Source organism: Shewanella sp. MF05913 (assembly GCF_059758095.1).
The window spans coordinates 60,422-75,909 of sequence record NZ_JCAYNT010000013.1; the positions used below are offsets into that span (position 1 = coordinate 60,422).

At 44.5% G+C, this 15,488-nt stretch carries 11 protein-coding genes; 2 read left to right on the forward strand and 9 right to left on the reverse strand.

The features are described from left to right. The first annotated feature begins 106 nt into the window (after positions 1-106). Positions 107-997, forward strand: coding sequence for a LysR substrate-binding domain-containing protein (locus AC19MV_RS15060; RefSeq protein WP_498298736.1), 891 nt, complete (start codon positions 107-109; stop codon positions 995-997). Between the two features lie 57 nt (positions 998-1,054). Here AC19MV_RS15060 and AC19MV_RS15065 read toward each other — a convergent pair whose 3' ends face one another. After that, the gene (locus tag AC19MV_RS15065) at positions 1,055-1,447 is read right to left on the reverse strand and encodes a hypothetical protein (RefSeq protein WP_498308594.1); all 393 of its coding nucleotides are present in this window, start codon (positions 1,445-1,447) and stop codon (positions 1,055-1,057) included. Between the two features lie 353 nt (positions 1,448-1,800). Here AC19MV_RS15065 and AC19MV_RS15070 point away from each other — a divergent pair, with 353 nt between their 5' ends. Then, entirely contained in the window at positions 1,801-2,313 is a 513-nt protein-coding gene (locus AC19MV_RS15070) for a tetratricopeptide repeat protein (RefSeq protein ID WP_498308595.1), read from the forward strand. Positions 2,314-2,478: 165 nt separating this feature from the next. Here AC19MV_RS15070 and AC19MV_RS15075 read toward each other — a convergent pair whose 3' ends face one another. The 8 genes from AC19MV_RS15075 to rng all read right to left on the reverse strand — a co-directional run bounded on the left by AC19MV_RS15075 (position 2,479) and on the right by rng (position 15,428). Continuing rightward, positions 2,479-3,627: an ABC transporter permease gene (locus tag AC19MV_RS15075; protein WP_498308597.1), complete on the reverse strand. Its 1,149-nt coding sequence runs from the start codon at positions 3,625-3,627 to the stop codon at positions 2,479-2,481. Next, positions 3,627-4,796, reverse strand: coding sequence for an ABC transporter permease (locus AC19MV_RS15080; protein ID WP_498308673.1), 1,170 nt, complete (start codon positions 4,794-4,796; stop codon positions 3,627-3,629). The genes AC19MV_RS15075 and AC19MV_RS15080 overlap by 1 nt, the downstream gene beginning before the upstream one ends. A 21-nt stretch (positions 4,797-4,817) precedes the next feature. Further along, positions 4,818-5,804 carry an HlyD family secretion protein gene (locus AC19MV_RS15085; RefSeq protein ID WP_498308599.1) on the reverse strand — a complete coding sequence of 329 codons (987 nt, stop codon included), beginning with the start codon at positions 5,802-5,804 and terminating at the stop codon, positions 4,818-4,820. Continuing rightward, positions 5,794-7,191, reverse strand: a complete 1,398-nt coding sequence (locus AC19MV_RS15090) for a TolC family protein (RefSeq protein ID WP_498308674.1) — start codon at positions 7,189-7,191, stop codon at positions 5,794-5,796. The genes AC19MV_RS15085 and AC19MV_RS15090 overlap by 11 nt, the downstream gene beginning before the upstream one ends. Positions 7,192-7,431: 240 nt before the next feature. Continuing rightward, positions 7,432-8,880 carry a metalloprotease TldD gene (gene tldD / locus AC19MV_RS15095; RefSeq protein ID WP_432400875.1) on the reverse strand — a complete coding sequence of 483 codons (1,449 nt, stop codon included), beginning with the start codon at positions 8,878-8,880 and terminating at the stop codon, positions 7,432-7,434. 59 nt (positions 8,881-8,939) lie between these two features. Further along, the gene (locus tag AC19MV_RS15100; protein WP_498298747.1) at positions 8,940-9,776 is read right to left on the reverse strand and encodes a carbon-nitrogen hydrolase family protein; all 837 of its coding nucleotides are present in this window, start codon (positions 9,774-9,776) and stop codon (positions 8,940-8,942) included. Next, on the reverse strand, positions 9,700-13,938 hold the full coding sequence (locus AC19MV_RS15105; RefSeq protein WP_498308601.1) for a YhdP family protein: 4,239 nt from the start codon (positions 13,936-13,938) through the stop codon (positions 9,700-9,702). Before AC19MV_RS15105 ends, AC19MV_RS15100 begins: the two co-directional genes overlap by 77 nt. Continuing rightward, a complete protein-coding gene (gene rng, locus AC19MV_RS15110) occupies positions 13,938-15,428 on the reverse strand; it encodes a ribonuclease G (RefSeq protein WP_498298750.1) in 1,491 nt (496 codons plus the stop codon). The genes AC19MV_RS15105 and rng overlap by 1 nt, the downstream gene beginning before the upstream one ends. Between the last annotated feature and the right edge of the window lie 60 nt (positions 15,429-15,488).

Here is a 15,488-nt window from a genome sequence, read left to right on the forward strand (position 1 = left end):
TGGTCAATTTGAGTTAAGTGACAATGTCAGTTATGGATAATCCCGCCAATGATTGTCATCTTTGTCATTTACCCTATGAAAAGTCATTATAGTTGTTGAGAATTGAATGCTGCCTTTACACACTTCTATGCGCGGTTTACGGTGTTTTTGCGTTGCTGCTGAATGCTTAAGCTTTAAAGAAACCGCTAAAAAGCTGTATTTAACGCCTTCTGCGGTAAGTCATCAAATTAAACAGCTAGAAGAAACATTAAACCAAAGTTTGTTTATCCGCCAAACACGCTCAATAGCATTAACTGAAGTCGGGGCACGCTTTTATCAAGCCATAGAGCCTGTTATGCAGCAACTGGTCAATACCGTTAGCGAGTTTAATCAGTCTGACCGAATGCTTGAAGTGAGCATTTCCATGCCTGAATTTTTTGCCAGTGAATTGTTTATGCCAAAACTTATTGGTTGGTCATCGAAATACCCTAATATCAATCTAAAACTTGAAACCATTAAGTCGCGCAGTGATGTCATTAAGCATACTGATGTGTCGATTATGCTGTCGGGCAAGCAACAACCGAGTGAAGATGTTTACGATTTATTTCCCATCACGTATATCCCTGCCTGTAACCCACAACTTCACAGCGAACTGCATTTTCAAGGCTTTAAAGCACTGACAACAGTGCCGTTAATACTGCATAAAGCCAGACCTTACGCCTGGCATCAATGGGCTGAGAATGTCGGTTTTGAGCAATTTAAACCAAAACAAATTATACAATTAGACAGTATGTTCAGCGTCGCACGCGCCGCAGAGCAAGGACTAGGTGTGGCTTTAATTCCACTGCCCATTAGCCAAGCCTGGTTTGATAACAACACCCTTATTCCACTATTCTCTCACCCACTTTACAGCCATGACCGCTACTACCTTACCCGCCATACAAATGAGCAACAGCGCCCCGAAGTAAAACTGCTTATCGATTGGATCCTTAAAAGCTTTCATGACGAAAGTCATTAGTTAACGTCAATCCCACATTAATCGGTACAAAAGTTAATCGCACCAAACTGCCTTATGTTAACTGCGGCCTTCAGCCTTTTCCATTCTCCAGGCTATATAAGGGAATTGGAGCCAAAATGAAAAGTAGAAAAAGCTTAAATACCAATATGCAAAAACAAAATTGATGCCTAAATCTTTGTATACTCCGAGTAGCAAATAATCGTAAATAAACAAAGGTAAGGTTAAGTAAAACGCCAGCCAGCATGAGTTAATAACATGTCTGCCATCACTCCAGTATTTTCTCAGCGTCATCTTAGTGATAGGAATGTATAGCAAGGTCACAAGTGGCAATAAGGGTAATTTTATCCAAAACGGCCATTGTTGATAATAATCAGGCAGACCAATCAGATAAAAACTTAGCCAAGTCACAAAGCTGTAACCAAGCAGTTTACAGTGTTGAAGTATCGTCATTGTTATCCTTATTATATCCTCATCGATTTAGCTTAGCGGTCCAATATACAATGAGGTTAGTTTCTTGAGTAATATTAGGGGCTGTAGTTCTTTAAAGGCGGAGACTTTGAGGTGTAATGATTTTACATAAAAAGTCGATAAGGCAGCAAGGCAAGACCTTGTTAGCCAGCCGATTGTCCTTCACTCTAACCTATAGCGCTCTTGGTTATTTTTACTACTCGCATATACCTCTTTATGTATAGGTGAGTTTTTTTAACCCATTAATGCGTTTTTTATCGTTTGTCGCCTATGTGTCTTTTCACTAAAGTTCAGCTGTAGCACGGCGCTACACAAACATCACATGGAGCGATATCATGAACAAGAACATCATTAATGGTCTAATTAGTGCCACATTACTATTAACCGCATCTGCCAGTGTAATGGCTAATACTCAAGGTCAAAACATGAGTAGTACAGCATACAAAATGGTACTTGTTGAAGACGTGCCAGGCGTGAGCGCATTGCAAGCAGGTAATATTGAAGAAGGGTTAACAGCAACACTCTCTGCCAGTAAATATACCGTAGACGACTATTCTCGCAATGTGAACTTATGTGCCGGTTACGTGCAAATGTCTGATATGGAAAAAGCAGAAAAAGCCTGCAGCGCTGCAGTTAAAAGCGCACGATCTTTAGTGGCCATTCCATCTATGTCAGTTCGTGCTTACGCTTACAACAACCGCGGCGTAATGAAGTTATTGAACAATGATAATTTAGGGGCATTAGCTGACTTTAAACGCGCAGCTAAAGTCGATAGCAGCGGTATTTATAAACATAATGTTGAACGTTTAGAAGCAGCATTAAACACAGTGCAAACTGGTATTTTGTAATTGGAGAGCGACCAAATAACCGCGAAGGTTAACGTCAATCAGTCAATACTCATTAGTATAACAACATCACATCTAACTGAGTGTGATGCGATAGACAGGCCAATCATTGCGATGCCTGTCTTTTTACTTCGGCAACACTTAACTATGTTGAATGTGATCGCGCGTTTAACTTAACATCGCTTTAGCCTGTTTTTGCCTCGCGGCTACCCTCATGATTGCGATACACGCAAACACCGCAAATAATCCCCAAAGCTGCAGCCATTTAGGCATAACCGCTAACCACCCCGCACCAAGTTGATTGAGTTCTAGCATTCCCATAATGGCGGGCACTGCAGGAATGATCTGCGATATCATCACCAAAGGTTCAGGGATTAAGGCAATGGGCCATACAAATCCCGACACAAATAACACCGGCATCGACATGAGTAAGTACACCTGAGTTGATAAGTCGCGCCGAGTAAATAAACTACTAAACACAATCCCCAACGCACCTGTGGCTAATAAAAATGGCAGCATAAATAAGCCGACTTCAATAATGGTTGCCGCAACACTAACCTGATACCAATAAAAGCAGTACCCCAAGTAAAAGCTACTGAACACACTATAAATCAATAAAAATACACTTAAACGGGCAAACACCAATACACCGGGGCTCACGTGTTGCCAATACCCAGGCCTACGCCATTGGCCTGCACCTAAAATCCCAGTGCCAATTAATAACGTTTGATGCAATATCAGTAAAAAGAGACCGGGGATCACATAGGGTGTGTAACCCAAGCTCGGGTTAAATGCAGGTACTGAGTTGATATTAATTGAGTTAACACTTTGCTGAGCCAATTGCGGGTTTTGCCCACGGGCCAGCAAACCGATAAGTTGCACTTGTTTACTGGCATCTAAACCCGCAGCCACTAGCCCTTCTGCTACTGCAGAATAAATTAAAAAGTAACTGGCATCGCCGCCATAGCTTAACGTTGCGCCCTTACCTAGCAATAAATCACGTCTAAAATTGGCTGGGATCACCAATAAACCATGAGCCTTACCCTCGCCTATCCAGGTTTCAGCTTCATCAATGCTGGCAAGATTGGCTAAAATATGAATTTTGGCACTGGCATCGGCATGGCGAGTCACTAAACGACTGAGCGATGAGTTGTCATGATCAACCACAACCACTTTTTGCTCGGTAGGTACTTGGTTTAAATACGGTAATGGATACAATACCGAATAAAACAACACGCCACCAAATAGGGTCACCATAATCGCCTTGTCGGCAAAAATAGCCTTAAACTCAGCAAGCATTAACTGCCAGAGGTTCATTAACTGACCTCCTGATTAACACCACTTGAGGTTAAATAAGTCTTTGGGACATCTTTGGCTTTATTGGCGAAAAACACAATCAAAGGCGACAACAATAAAAAGCCCCAATAACCACTGATTTGCCCCAACACATGAGGTAATTCGACCCCATAACTAATCACGCTCACGTGAGAATCTATATAATGACTCGACGGCATGATTAAGCGCCACCATTGGGCGAGTAAAGGCATATCATTCACCGGGAAGGTAATGCCCATAAATGCAAACGCAGGGGCAAATAATGCGGTGCAAAAGCTCACACTACGAGCACTGTCACGCATCCCTGTAAATATCACTAATACCATTAACCACAGCGCCATTAGCATTGCTAACTGCGCGAGCATTAAGTCAACCAATGCGCCTGCGGCTGGTAACCCTAAGTAATGATATAACCACAATAAGATGAACCCGCCATGCAGTAACATAATAGGGCTATAAAACAGAACCTTAGTAGCGATTAATGCCCAGATTTGTTTAGGAAAATAATAGCGATTTTGGTATAGGACCAGCTCTTGATTGAGGCTATTAATAAACACCAACATCGATAACAATTGCCATAATGCAATCAAAATGGGCGGCACTAAAAAGCCGACATAATTGTTATTACGATTAAATAATGCGGTGGTTTGATTGGTAATGGGGCTCAAACTAACATCGACGGTGGCTTTGTTAGCGCCATTAAGTAGCAAGCGCTGCTGGCCTATTTGGGTCAGTCCTTCTGCCAAGCTCAACTGTAACTGGCTCGACAGCAATTTACCCACCAGCAAAAACTGACTGTTGTAGCGAATATCAATGGTGGGCTGTTGACCCGTCAGCAGATCTTTTTTCAGCTGATAAGGTAACACCACCATGGCATAAACTTGAGTTTGGCGCATTGCCTCTACGGCTTGGGCTTCATTGGCATAGGATTGTGGCGCAATCACAGCGTTAGCTGCCAGCTGGCGAGTTAACATACGGCTAATTTGGCTGTTGTCGACATCAACAACCGCGATAGGGAGTTGCCGTGGTAAACCTGCGCTGAACAACCACCATAAAGCCAGCACACCAATAAGCGGAATATAGCTTATCAGGGCCAACTGCCATGGCGAGTGCCATAGGGCATTGAATTCTCGCTTAAATAACTCTGTCATCATTAAGCTTTTTACCCTGGCTTATTGTGTAAGCGTGTCGACACGAAACAATACCGACATCCCCACGCGTAAATCTGCTATTGGCTGCTTTGGCGTTAACTCCACTTCAAAGGTACGCATGTCAAAGTCGTGGCCGCTTTCGGTAGAGCGCCAGGTGGCAAAGTTGCCCATCACACTGATATGCGACACTTCAAACTCTACCTGTTGTTGTAATGCTGGGATCTCTAAAGCTAAGGTTTGCCCTTGTTTAAATTGGCTCAATTGATCTTCGCGCACCTGCATTACTGCCCAAGCATCATTCATATCAATAATACTCACCACCGGAAAACCGCTGGGTGCGAGCTCACCCGCTTGCAGTAATACGTCACTGACTTCAGCTTTTTTAGGTGAGCGCATTTGACTGTCGGCTAAAATGGCATTGACTTCTTTTACTGCCCCTTCGGCCATGCGAGTTTGCCCTGCTGCAGCAGCTTTGGTTTCACTGCGCGCGCCCTCTTGTGCCATTTGATACATAGCATAAGCAGCTTGCTCAGTATATTTAGCACCTTGCCATTGGGTATAAGCTTCATCACGCTTTTGCCTGGCGACAACGCCTTCATCAAATAAATTTTCAACCCGTTGATAGGTTTTAACTCGTAACTCTGTGGCCGCTTTTGCTTTGCGCCATTGCTCTTGTGCGGCAGTGACTTCTTGTTGTCTTGCACCATTATTGGCTTGCTGTTGTTGAGCGGTGGCGGCATCTAACCCACCCTGGGCTTGCATTAATTTGGCATCTAACTCTGGGCTACTAATGGCAAATAAAATATCACCTTGAGCAACCATGTCACCTTTACGCACTAGGACTTGTTCAACACGCCCTGGTACCTTAGAGGAGATATTATATTCTCGCGCTTCAATTTGCCCCTGTAGCACTGTTGGCTTAGGCGTAAACGCCAACATGACGCCATAGCCCAGTAAAAACAATAACAGCAGCAATGCGAATACCGCGATCACTCTATTAGTTCGCATGTGAAGCTCCCTGAATTTCAATTCTATTAATATATTCGTCGACCTGACCACTCACGGCCATGACTTTGGCATAGGCTTGCATATAGCGATACTTTGCCCCTAACTGCTTGGTTTTTACTGCCGTTAAGCTCAGCTCAGCATCGACACGGTCAATTGAGGTGGATAACCCTTGATTAAAGGCTAATTCGCGTAAGCGTAGGTTTTCAGTGGCAAGTGCGAGTGAGGTGTCGAGTGCATCAACCTCTTCTTTGGCTTGCAGCATTTGCCGATAGCTTTGGTCTATCAATAAGCTTAAATCTTGTCGAGTTTGCGCCTTGGTATATCGCGCTTGCAGTAATGCACTTTTCGCTGCAAGCACTTTACCACTGCGACCGTCACGGCTAATAAGCGGAATACTCACACCGACGCCGACCATCCAGTCTGGTTCCACTTGAGAAAATAAGCTGTCATCTTCATATAAGGTGTAATTCCCGTATAAATACACCGTTGGAAAATAGCCGCCTTTTTCTAAATCGACCAATCCATTGGCTTGCGCTTCTTTAGCCTCAAGCAGTTTTAACGCAGGATGTTGGGTTAAGGTTAGCTGGCTTAAGCGCGATAAGGACGGTTGCTGATCAAGCATAAATAACGCGGTCGTTGGATTAACCGCTGGCACGTGTAGCATTCTCGCTAATGCGATTTCGGCCATTTCATATTGGCGCTTCGCCTTACCCCAATCAACTTTGGCATTTTCGAGTGCGACTTGCGCATTAAGGCGCTCGACTTTGGCTATCTGCCCTTGTTGCTCAAGCTTTTCGGCATGTGACACATGTAAACTTAACGAGTCCACCAGCTGTTTTTGCGTATCGGCCAACGTTTGCGTTACCGACACAGCATAATAACGGTCAACTAATTGTAAAAATAACTCTCGGCTGGCTAATGCAAACTCTTGTTCTGTCTCAGAGACTTGCGCCGCATGAATCCCTTGTGCCGCGGTAATTTTACCGCCAGTATAAATCGGCCACATGGCTTGCAAGCTGGCACGAAACACATCTTGTTCAGTAAATGGCGTGACATACATTGAGCTGGGAATAGTGGCTAACACGTCGGTAATCGCGCTAGGTAATGAGCTGACATCAAGCGAGGCAAGTGGGTTTAAATCTTGTAAATCTAATTCGATAGGTTTTTCTAAGCGCGTATAGCTGCCAGCAATATTGAGTGACGGGTAGTTTAATGCATCACCGGCACTTTCTTCCGCTTTGGCTCTGTTAACATGTTGATTTTTAGCCTGCAGTTGATCGCTCACTTGCAATAGCTGCTGCCACGCTTGTACAAAGCTCACGGTTTCAGCATTCGCCAACCCGGTAAAGGCTAACGCACTAAAACATAGCGCAATACAACCCGCCATACGTGCAGGGCGCAGTATGCATTGCCTAATCACATTCATTAAAATCATAACCACCTCTAGAGCTTATGCTCTATTTTCTTAATGAATTATACCCTGTCTCTACATTGCTTATCAGTCAATCATTGAGATCCACTGCACAGGTAAGCAATACAGTTAACCCTTAGAGAACAAATCGTTTCAATACATAAACGAGCTTAATCGACTGTAGCACTCAGCATTAAGCTCATTCACTAACGTTCGTTACGCTGTACCGCCTACGGTTAAACGATCAATTTTTAATGTCGGTTGGCCCACACCTACCGGAACACTTTGGCCATCTTTACCACACACGCCCACGCCTTTATCTAACGCTAAATCATTACCCACCATTGAGATTAACCCCATGGCTTCTGGGCCGTTACCAATTAAGGTTGCACCTTTAATGGCTTGCGTCACTTCACCGTTCTCAATTAGATACGCTTCAGAGGCCGAGAATACAAACTTACCCGAGGTAATATCCACTTGTCCGCCACCAAAGTTGGGTGCGTAAATACCTTTTTTAACCGACTTGATGATGTCGGCAGGGTTAGACTCACCCGCATTCATGTAAGTGTTAGTCATTCGTGGCATGGGTAAATGCGCGTAAGATTCGCGGCGTCCGTTGCCTGTTGGCGCTTGGCCCATTAGACGCGCATTGAGCTTGTCTTGCATGTAACCTTTTAAAATACCGTTTTCGATTAAGGTGGTCTTTTGGCTTGGCACACCTTCGTCATCAATACTTAACGAACCACGGCGATTCTCCATCGTGCCATCGTCGACGACTGTCACTAATGTTGATGCCACTTGCTGGCCCATTTTGCCGCTAAATGCACTGCTGCCTTTACGGTTAAAATCACCTTCTAAACCATGGCCTACCGCTTCATGCAATAACACGCCAGGCCAGCCATTACCGAGCACGACTGGCATTTCGCCAGCTGGTGCATCAATAGCATGAACATTAACCTGAGCTTGGCGCACCGCTTCACGAGCAAATTCAAAGCTAAGGGGTAAACCAGCCTCGTCAGTGGCTAAAAATACACTGTAGTCATGACGACCACCGCCACCAGCGCTGCCACGCTCACGCTTGCCGTTATCTTCTAAAATAACGCTGCAATTAAAACGCACTAATGGACGAATGTCGGCGGCTAATGTCCCGTCGCTAGCGGCAATTAATATCTCTTCATGCACACCAGATAAACTGACCACAACTTGAATAATACGGCTGTCGAGGCTGCGAATATAAGCATCGGCTTGCTTGAGCAAATCGATTTTCTTCACTTCGTCCATCGCAGCTATCGGGTCGGCGCTGTCATACAGTTTATGAGCCGTTTGGCGAGTAAATGCTTTTACTTTGTGCTGTTCACCTGCGCTAGCTATACCACGCGCGGCTTTAGCCGCGGCATCTAATGCTGCTGGGGTAATTTCATCGGCATAAGCAAAACCCGTTTTTTCACCGGTAATAGCACGCACCCCCACACCACGCTCAATGTGGAAACTGCCTTCTTTTATAATGCCATCCTCTAATACCCAAGACTCATGACGACAAGCTTGAAAATACAGATCTGAAAAATCAACATTGTGTTGATGAATCGTATTTAAGTAACCCTGCAGTCCATCTAAGGTTAATCCATCTTGCAATAAGCTTTGCTCTACTTGGGTTAAAAATGGCATTCAAATTCTCTTTTATTAATAGCTAACGCGTAGTGCGAATGAGGTTCTTAAGCGCCCACTTAAACAGGGGTTAATTGTGGCGCAATGAAACGATTATGGCCGATCACCGGCATTTGTTGGCGTATACGTTGTAGCTCACTGAGCTCAACCCTGGCTTGGGCCCAACCACACTCTGTAGCACGTTCGGCAATGACTCTGCCCCATGGGTCAACAATCATACTGTGGCCCCAGGTTTCTCGGCTACCTTGATTATGCTGGCCCCATTGGCCGGCACCCAATAAATAGCATTGAGTTTCGATGGCCCGAGCCTGTAATAATACTTGCCAGTGCGCTTCTCCGGTCACTTTAGTAAAGGCCGAAGGCAGTGCGATGTAATCAGCACCCGCTAAACGCAGCGCTCTAAACAAATCACCAAAGCGAATGTCGTAACATATCGCTAATCCTACTTTACCAAAAGGTGTGTCGACAACACACAGGTGATCGCCTGGATGAAAGGTGTCACTTTCGCGGTAGGTTTTCGTGCCGTCGGCAACATCAACATCGAATAAATGCAGTTTATCGTAATGACCTAGGGTGACGCCATGATCATCAAAAAAATAACAACGACTGAACACTCTGCCATCATCGGCGCGCATCGGAATAGTGCCAGCAATTAAATACACTTGATATTGTTTGGCCATATTGGCTAATGCGGTTTTTAACTCGCTTTGATGTTCGCTGCCGGCATATTGTAATTGCTGGCTTTCATGGCCGCCAAACAACAAACAGCATTCTGGCAATACCACCAATTGTGGCTCGTCTTGTTCACGCGGTAATAGCTTAAGCTGCGAGTCGATAAACGCGAGGTTGGCTTGAACGTCGCGACTGCTCTGGCATTGTAATAAGCTGATTTGCATAGTGCGCTCCTTGTAGCGTAACGACATTGCTAGCATCTGTATGTGAGTATGAGTTTCTATTTGAGTTAGAGTTTGCTTGTGTAACAGGCTCTTCAGTTGCGGATTGAATTTCTGGTACCACGTTGTCGCTATCAGTATCTTTCGCTTTTGGGCTGATGCTTTCAATCGCATCAACACTGGTTTCATCTGGTTGCGGCAATATAGCCTTTGGAATTTCGATCTCTTTACTCTTGCGCTCTAGCTCTTCTAATTCAGGGTTGTCCATGGTGCCCGTGACCCGAAAGCGAATTTCTGAAATCACTTCAATTACGGGCTCTAACACTTTGGTTAATGCAAATGCCCCTAACCCTAAAGTCCATGCACTGGTGCTCAGTAATACTACGGTGGGTACGCTTGAGGCTAATTGCGGCACAAAGCGAATATCGTAATTAAGGCTTTGGGTCGTTAAGTCGGTATACCCTCTCACCTTCATATTACCGGCTATGGCATCCATTTCAGTATCGGTGGTTTTTACTACCCCGTTATCAATGGTTACATTACCCGCAAAAGTATTAAAATATAGCCCTTGGCCAAATACGTCTGAAAAATCTAACGACAATTTACGCAATAATGAATCTAAGCTAAACAATGAAAACACCCGTGCGCCTTTATCACTGATTTCCGATAAATATCCTTTACCTAGGTCAAACTTAATTTGGCCGTTTAAGGTGTCGAGCGAAAAGTGATAAGGCGCTGCTTGCCATGATATTTTGCCACTGAGATCTAACGGCGCCTCTTTGAGGCCAGGGTTAATGCCCAGTGTGGTCGATAATTCGTCAAAGTTTTCTGCCAGCAGTTTGACATCAAACTCAGTATTGTCGACACCCTCATTTAATGACCATAAACCATTGGCTTGCAGAGATAGCGTAGGCTTAGTTAATGACAGTGTTTGGAATTGATAACCTTGCTCTGTGGGCAAACCTTGTAGTACCAAATGCCCTAACGACAGGTCATAAACGCTAAAATCATCAACATCAACGGCAAGCGTTGGCATTTGCTCAATCATGCTAGCTTCATTAGTCGCATCAACAGTTTCACTTGATATGGCGGCTTGTGTAGTCGATGGTAGCTTTTGTGTCGTTGGCGATAGATGCAGTTTATTTGCCACCACTTTTATACCTTGCTCACGCCAGTTTGAGTAAAAATCGATTCGACCGTCAAATTGTTCAGAAATCGCATCAAAACGCCATACATATTCCGTTGGTTGGGCGTCAAATTGTAATTGATCAAACGATTGGCCTAATACATTTAGCTGAGCAACATTGGCATGGATCCCCACGAGTGGTGGAAATGCCGCTGGAGCGGGAACATTGTTAACCGCTGCTAAGGTGGGGTTATTTAAAGATGATAATTCGGTATCAGTTAAAATCCGGTCTCGAACTGATGATGCGATAACTTCTGGCTCAGCGGCGGCACTAAACCGTTTAATCAGTGGTAACCATTGCGCTAACTCAACTTTTGGTAAGTCAAGATGTAAGTGACCATATTGTTTTCTCAGCTTGTCCCCTAATTTAAAATGACGGCCTACCATCACATCGTAAAATGCCAGGTTATCGCCATATTCGGCGTTAAACCCGCCCCAAAACTCAACATCGTTGCCGAGTTTAATGCTCAGTGATGACTGTTTATTGTCGCCGATTAGATCAGCACGCAGTTTTTTCGGTTCGTCTGCTGATTTTGCATATGGAGTGGGTAAATCGAGTGTAACACCGACTAAGTCTGAATTTGCCGACACTTGTAAACTGTAACCGCTTGGGTCAAAAACCATCGTCAGTGCGCCGTCCCAATCAAGCTCGCCATGGTATAAACCTGTCATGGGATTATTTAGCTGGTTTGATAAAGTATCCAGATCCCAGCGGCCACCCATATTGACGTTTAAGGCAAAGTTGTCGTTTTGCTTACCCGTGTTCACACTAAACGTCAGCGGCTGTTTAAACAATTTTGCCTTGATATCTTTGGCTTCAATGAATTGATTTACAAAACTGACTTGTCCTGTGACTTGTTGTAAATCTAAGCCAGGACTAGCAATAAAGATAGGATTATTGGTTAAATTAACCTGACCTTTTAGTTGCTGCTGACCACCTTGATAAAGTGGAATCGCTAAATCTAAATTAATGCCAATAGGCTGTTTTATCTGTACCACATCTAATGTCGTGCCGACTGAATCTTTGAGTGGTGATTGATTAATGACTTGAGTCGCGGCCTGACCATCTGCACTGATCTCGGCTTCGACTTTTAATAACGATGCTTTACCAAGCTGCGGGATAGACACTCTGGCACCATCGACAACCACTTTGCCTAACATCCCTTGTTCAATATGCAGGTCCATTAAGGCATTTTCAAACAATGCCGACAAGGTTAAGTCGCTTACGGCGGGCCAATCCGGTTGGAATTTAAAGTTGCCTTGCGCTAACTCAAAACTAGCTTGAAATACACCACTACTGTCTTGATACGGATAACCGCTTAACTCACCGTGCCACACCACTTGCGCGTCTTCAATGTTACCTGCTTGTAAGCCACCGTTAAGGTAATCAACTAAACTTGGGCTCATGGCCATTAACGGAAAATATCGCCCTGCATGGGCTACATCAAAAATACTTATGTTGGCGGCTAACGCTAAATGTTTCGTCTCGCTTAAGTCAAGGTTTACCCCTGCTTGCAATGCAATATCGGCATTGCGTAAGTTGATATTGGGAATTGTAAGGCGTTGTGCCGTCAAATCGACTCGGCCCTTCATCGCCTCACCTTGCAATGCCAATGGATGACTAAAACTGTCGCCAAAATCAAATTGGTAAGCTTGTTGTGGCAGAGCAAAATCAAGTTGATTATTAGCCCATGTAAGCTGTAAATCAATGGGGTTTAATCCGGGAATGGCATTAAATGACTGCCATTGTAATTGTTCAATATCGGCGGTGGCGATAAGGGGTTGTTGTGCTTGTTTGTATAACCGAATTGGCCCGACAACGCCTTGAGGATTAAGCTGTTGCCAACGGTTAACTTGTTCTAACCCCAAATCTGGGATTAAAGGCAGTAAAGGCGTTAATAAAGGTGGGATAATTTGATTAATATAACCAAAAAGTTGCCCTTTTTGAGCGCCAAGGGCCAGTGTCAATTGTGGCCATGCTTGCTCGTTAGTCGATAATGCTAAATCGTCACTGCGTATTTTCCAGCCACCTTGCTCAGGTGTCCATTGTAATACCCCAGAATCAATGGCAAATTTTTGCAGGCTATCACTATCTTGCCACTGCAACCAACTCGGTTTAAAGATCAATACACCATCACGAAGTTTACGGTTAGCAAACGTCATCCAGGCATCTAAATTGATCACGCCTTGAAACTCAATCTTGTCAGTTGCTTGTTGAGCATTATGCTGACGAGATGCCCACTCTCCCAAATCAAGCGATTCTGCAGACACATATAACTGCCCGCTAACAGACTCTGGCTGATAACCATCACCACTAAGATCAATTCGTAAGGTCAGCTGTTCATTGTTTGATTCTAGTTGATCAACATGAATTAATCCTTGGGCGCGATGGCGATTTTGGCTGTTTTGCCATTCAAGATTATCAATAAAAATAGGGCGGTAATCATGCTCACTACTGATTAATTGTAATGATGCATCTGTAATCGAAAAGTGGGCTAACTGTTCTAATAACAAGTGATAAAGCCAGTCTACATTCGTTTGCGGTTGGCTGTTGTCGCTGTTGTCGCTGTCGTCGCTGTCGTCATTAGCTGACAATTGGTCCAAATTTAACGCCACACTCACACCGTCAAACACTACGGTTTCAACTTGTGGACTCAGGGTAAAAAGAGACTGCCAAAAATCGAGTTTAATGTGCACGTTTTGGCTAATAACCGTCATAGGCAGCGACGCTTGTGGAGGCAGGTTTAAATTTTTAATGCTCAGTGCTGGACCAAAAGCTTGCCATTCGGCATTCAATTCATCCATTTGTACCTGTAAATGATATTCAGTGTATAAATAATTAACCAGCTCGGTTCGCACTTCAGGAATATGTGGTAACAACCCGCGAATAAGGCTAACAGCCAGTGCAAAAAGCACTAGCGTAATCGCCAATATTTGCCAACAGATCCTGTTGATAGTTGCTGCCCGAGTTGTTGACACTACATCATCACCACATCATATTTGCTTTGAATATATAGAGGTTCGTTTTGCAGACGGATGCGTTTACCTATGTAAACTTCAAGCTCTGCCAATAAGTGCGACTCTTCACCGCTAAAACTCATGTAAACCGCAGGCGAGCAATACAATAAAAACTCATCGGCTTTATAGGCTCGGTTTAAGCGGATAATTTCGCGGAAAATTTCGTAAGACACCGTTTCGATGGTTTTCATGGTGCCCGTTCCCTGACACGATGGACACTCACCACACACCACATGCTCAAGGCTTTCTCGAGTTCGTTTACGGGTCATTTCAACTAAGCCCAAACCAGAAAAACCACTCACACTGGTTTTAACGCGATCAAGGGCAAGTGCAGCGTTTAAGCTTTCAAGCACCCTTGCCTGGTGTTCTTTATTCAACATATCGATAAAGTCGATAATAATAATACCGCCCAAGTTACGTAATCGCAGTTGTCTGGCAATGGCTTGAGTGGCTTCTAAATTGGTATTAAAAATGGTTTCTTCTAAATTACGATGACCAACAAATGCGCCAGTGTTGATGTCGACGGTGGTCATGGCTTCGGTTTGGTCGATAATTAAATAACCACCCGATTTAAGCTCCACTTTACGGCCAAGTGCCCGCTGCACTTCATTTTCAACATCGTATAATTCAAAAATAGGTGCAGGCCCAGCATAGTGCTCAATCTTGTCGGCTATTTCTGGCATAAACTCTTGGGCAAACAGCTGTAATTCAGCATAAGTGCGGCGTGAATCGACTTGAATATGGTCAAGCTCAGTGCCGACAAAATCACGAATAATGCGAACAGGTAATGCTAAATCTTGATAAAGTAGCGTGGCACCTTTTCGTTTACGACGCTCACTCACTTTGGCCCACACTCGGCGTAAAAATGCTGCATCTTGCGCCAGCTCGTCTTCACCAATATTTTCTGCGGCGGTGCGGATAATAAACCCGCCGTCATCGTCGACGTACGGTAAGGTGATATTTTTAAGGCGTTGACGCTCTTCTTCAAGCTCAATGCGTTGCGACACACCCACATGGCTAGAACCAGGCATAAACACTAAATAGCGCGACGGTAAAGTAATGTCCGTAGTGAGGCGAGCGCCTTTGGTACCCAGCGGATCTTTAACCACTTGCACCATAATATCTTGGCCCTGGCGAACCAGCTCAGCAATGTCGCGCACCACAAAGTTGCCTTTTTCGACATCGGCAACACATTCGGTATGGGGAACAATATCAGAGGCATGTAAGAAAGCAGCTTTGTCTAAACCAATATCCACAAACGCAGCTTGCATGCCAGGGAGCACACGACTAATTTTGCCTTTGTAAATATTGCCGACCAAACCGCGCTTCATGCGGCGCTCGATGTGGACTTCTTGCAACACACCATGCTCGACTAATGCAACACGCGCTTCGGTTGGCGTAACATTGATGAGAAGTTCTGTGCCTTTTTTACGTTGTGCTTTTATGTTCATAGGCCACCTGTATTCAGGTCATGCTCCAATCGTAATATTGACAGCAGTTGCGCCACCGTA

Bases quoted from the DNA above. Each gene is read 5' to 3' on its own strand.
- AC19MV_RS15060 (WP_498298736.1), top strand. From the start codon at position 107: ATGCTGCCTTTACACACTTCTATGCGCGGTTTACGGTGTTTTTGCGTT.
- AC19MV_RS15075 (WP_498308597.1), bottom strand. From the start codon at position 3,627: ATGAACCTCTGGCAGTTAATGCTTGCTGAGTTTAAGGCTATTTTTGCC.
- AC19MV_RS15100 (WP_498298747.1), bottom strand. From the start codon at position 9,776: ATGCAAATCAGCTTATTACAATGCCAGAGCAGTCGCGACGTTCAAGCC.
- rng (WP_498298750.1), bottom strand. From the start codon at position 15,428: ATGAACATAAAAGCACAACGTAAAAAAGGCACAGAACTTCTCATCAAT.
- tldD (WP_432400875.1), bottom strand. From the start codon at position 8,880: ATGCCATTTTTAACCCAAGTAGAGCAAAGCTTATTGCAAGATGGATTA.
- AC19MV_RS15065 (WP_498308594.1), bottom strand. From the start codon at position 1,447: ATGACGATACTTCAACACTGTAAACTGCTTGGTTACAGCTTTGTGACT.
- AC19MV_RS15080 (WP_498308673.1), bottom strand. From the start codon at position 4,796: ATGACAGAGTTATTTAAGCGAGAATTCAATGCCCTATGGCACTCGCCA.
- AC19MV_RS15070 (WP_498308595.1), top strand. From the start codon at position 1,801: ATGAACAAGAACATCATTAATGGTCTAATTAGTGCCACATTACTATTA.
- AC19MV_RS15085 (WP_498308599.1), bottom strand. From the start codon at position 5,804: ATGCGAACTAATAGAGTGATCGCGGTATTCGCATTGCTGCTGTTATTG.
- AC19MV_RS15090 (WP_498308674.1), bottom strand. From the start codon at position 7,191: ATGGCGGGTTGTATTGCGCTATGTTTTAGTGCGTTAGCCTTTACCGGG.